At 43.1% G+C, this 3105-nt stretch carries 3 protein-coding genes; all 3 read right to left on the reverse strand.

Features of this window, described 5'->3' with window-relative positions; genetic code table 11:
* The coding region (locus AB7U21_RS11535) for an ArnT family glycosyltransferase (RefSeq protein ID WP_428389200.1) at positions 1-729 on the reverse strand (729 nt) is incomplete at its 3' end.
* Complete coding sequence (locus AB7U21_RS11540) at positions 726-1829, reverse strand: UDP-N-acetylglucosamine 2-epimerase (RefSeq protein ID WP_428389202.1); 1104 nt, start codon at positions 1827-1829, stop codon at positions 726-728. The genes AB7U21_RS11535 and AB7U21_RS11540, both read right to left, overlap by 4 nt.
* A 118-nt stretch (positions 1830-1947) precedes the next feature.
* The gene (gene gmd / locus AB7U21_RS11545; RefSeq protein ID WP_428389204.1) at positions 1948-2925 is read right to left on the reverse strand and encodes a GDP-mannose 4,6-dehydratase; all 978 of its coding nucleotides are present in this window, start codon (positions 2923-2925) and stop codon (positions 1948-1950) included.
* Positions 2926-3105: the final 180 nt, after the last annotated feature.

The following is a 3105-nucleotide window of genomic DNA, read 5'->3' on the forward strand; positions in this document are numbered from 1 at the left end:
GTTGGCTACTGTCCACAATATACGCAGCACTAAAAAGATGCTGGCGAATATGATCATCTCTTTCAGCTGTATCTTTCTGGTAATTCCCCATCTTGCAGCAAGAAGGCCTATCAATATTGAGCCGAACATTACTATTTCTGAAGTTCGCGTAAAAACCGCATAAAGACAGAACAGACCGGCACAGCCAATGTACGTGTTCTTTCCGGTTTGAATACCCTTGTGGAAACAATAGAGAGCGATCATCGAAAAGGTCACTGCAGGAATATTGCTGTAGTACGTATTGGAAAAGAACACGTATGAGGGATTCAGTCCCCATAGCAGTGCCGCTATTATCGCGGTTCTCTCATCAAATATGTTCCTTACGAGCAGATATAAGAACAGTACGCCTATGCATCCTGCCAGAGGCACTATGTGATCTATAAGCCCATATAACCTTGCAGTAGCAAGCAACATCTGAAAGCCGACGTATGGCCCAATGTAATTATTTCCACCGATATCTATCGAGTTTCTTGGCCTGAAATAACTTACATTGTATCTCTCGTTCATTTCAGAATGCCATATAAAAGAAGAATCCTCTGCAATGAGCTTTGAAAAAATAAGGGCCAGATTCTCGTCTGGACTATCAGCTACCCTGTAGCTGACCTCGCTGTTAACATAGGTATAATAGTTGAACAGCAGGGCCAGAAGCAGAATTACCGCAAGTGTCGATAAGTTCCCTTTAAGTTTCATGTGTTCTTAAGGTGAGCCATTTTCTCTGCTAATATATCGACTATTTCCTTAGAAGGACTCTTGAGAGCATTGATGTCCACATCGAACACATAGTCGTTATAGTTCTGCAGGAAATCATCTATGATGGTGGTATCATATCTTGAAAGGCATACATTCGGGTAGCCGTTCTGTTCCATGAACCCTCTCATCAACAGGCAGGGCCTGCTAAGGAAGTAAGATTCAAGCTGTGGTGCTCCTCCGTCGTTGACTATGTATTTGCTGTTCTTTATCAGATTGATATTAGTTACATAGTCCTGGAGAGGTATCATCTGGATGTTCTCATTTCCTTTAAGCGTATCAAGCATATTATTTTTTATAAGCTTGTTCTTTAAAGGCTCGTGCATGATCATAAGCACTCTTTCGTTCCTGGCTATCTTTTCGACCGTGGATATGATGATGTCCAATCTTTCCTTTGAATAAAGGTTCTCCACCCTGTGCACGTTGACAAGCACATACCCGGATTCAGGCTCGAAAGTCACTTTCTGGGAGTTAGCGATGGCAAAACGTATTGCATCGATCACAGTGTTGTATCCCAGATTGATTATCTCCCCTTTTACTCCCTGTTTAATGACGTTATTATACGACTCTTCAGAAGAGGTGAACAGATAGTCTGCCATCCAGTCTATCATTCTTCTGGACAGTTCTTCAGGAAAGGGATTGAAAATATTATGTGTCCTTTCTCCGGATTCGATGTGTGCGATCTTGGCCCGGTGCAATTTGCTCAGAACAGCACCAAAAGAAGCAGGTATAGGATCGCCATGTATCAGGCAAATGTCATTCTTTTTAGGCAGGCCGTCCTGTGAAAAAGAACTCAGTGTCACTTTTGAGAGCCATAAGGCCATATCCAGTACATTGGCTACGTCCTTGTTATTATTGTTAAGTACGATATCGGGTTGTTTCAGGCCAAAAACGCCAATGATGTCATAAAGTATTTTTGTGTGTTGAGCAGCATTGATGAAATTATACTTTATTCCTCTTCTGTCCATTTCCAGCATAATGGGCGCCATTTTTATAAGCTGTCCCTTTGTGCCTACGACCACGTGAAATCTATTCTCGTCCATGTTTTCACTTTTTCCATTTTTTCTACAAGGCACTTCCCTCAAAATGCCATGTGAATTTTAAGGATGGTGCACTGCCATCCTTGCCTAAAAGGTATAAAAAATGAAAGATGAACCAGGTTCAGTGTTTCCTGCTAACAGGTTCCAGCCTCTCCAGGTCAGCTTCCACCATCATTTTGACAAGTTCTTTGAAGTGTACTTTTGGTTCCCAGCCAAGCACCCTCTTTGCTTTGGATGGATCTCCCAATAATAACTGTACTTCGGCCGGTCTTACGAACTTTGGGTCTACGACCACGTATTTTTTCCAGTCCAGGCCAGCTATGGAGAATGCTTCCTGTACGAATTCCTCAACTGAATGAGTTTCTCCAGTGGCTATGACATAGTCTCCTGGCTCATCCTGCTGAAGCATACGCCACATAGCATCGACATAATCCCCTGCAAATCCCCAGTCCCTTTTTGCATCAAGGTTCCCAAGGCGCAGTTCAGATTCTAGGCCGTGGTATATCCGTGCAACACTGTCGGTAATCTTCCTGGTAACAAACTCAATGCCTCTGCGTGGGGATTCATGATTGAACAATATCCCGTTGCTGATGTGCATGCCGTAACTTTCCCTGTAGTTGACGCATGTCCAGTATGCATATACCTTAGCAACTCCATAGGGGCTTCTGGGATAGAACTTCGTGTTCTCTGTCTGCGGTGTTTCCTGTACCTTACCGAACATTTCGCTGGATGATGCCTGGTAAACCCTCGCATCCGGTACTACATGTCTTACAGCTTCCAGTACTCTCACCACTCCCAGTCCGGTCACATCTCCGGTATGTACCGGCTGGTTCCACGAAGTTCCCACAAAGGACTGAGCAGCAAGATTGTACACTTCATCGGGCTGTGCAATACGCATTGCTTCGCTCAGGGAAGACTGGTCGGTAAGATCTCCCTGCAGTAGTTCGATATTATTTTGGATGTGGTCTATGCGGGAAGTGTTGGGAGTACTGAGCCTTCTCACAAGTCCATACACATTATATCCTTTATTGTATAGTAACTCTGCAAGATAGGAACCATCCTGTCCAGTAATTCCGGTTATTAATGCATTCTTTGCCATGATCATAGCTCCGTATCAGAAAAGCTGTAAAACGTAAGAACTATCTCTCTATCCCTCTAATTTTACATTTCTAAATTAGGATGAACTTATTTAAACGTTGGTATTATTATAAAACACTAACACTTTCACTATCCTTGCATCAACATAAATAGTAGTGAATTCCTCCTCATCTATGATGTC

This window comes from Methanomethylovorans sp. (genome assembly GCF_050177135.1).
GTDB lineage: Archaea > Halobacteriota > Methanosarcinia > Methanosarcinales > Methanosarcinaceae > Methanomethylovorans.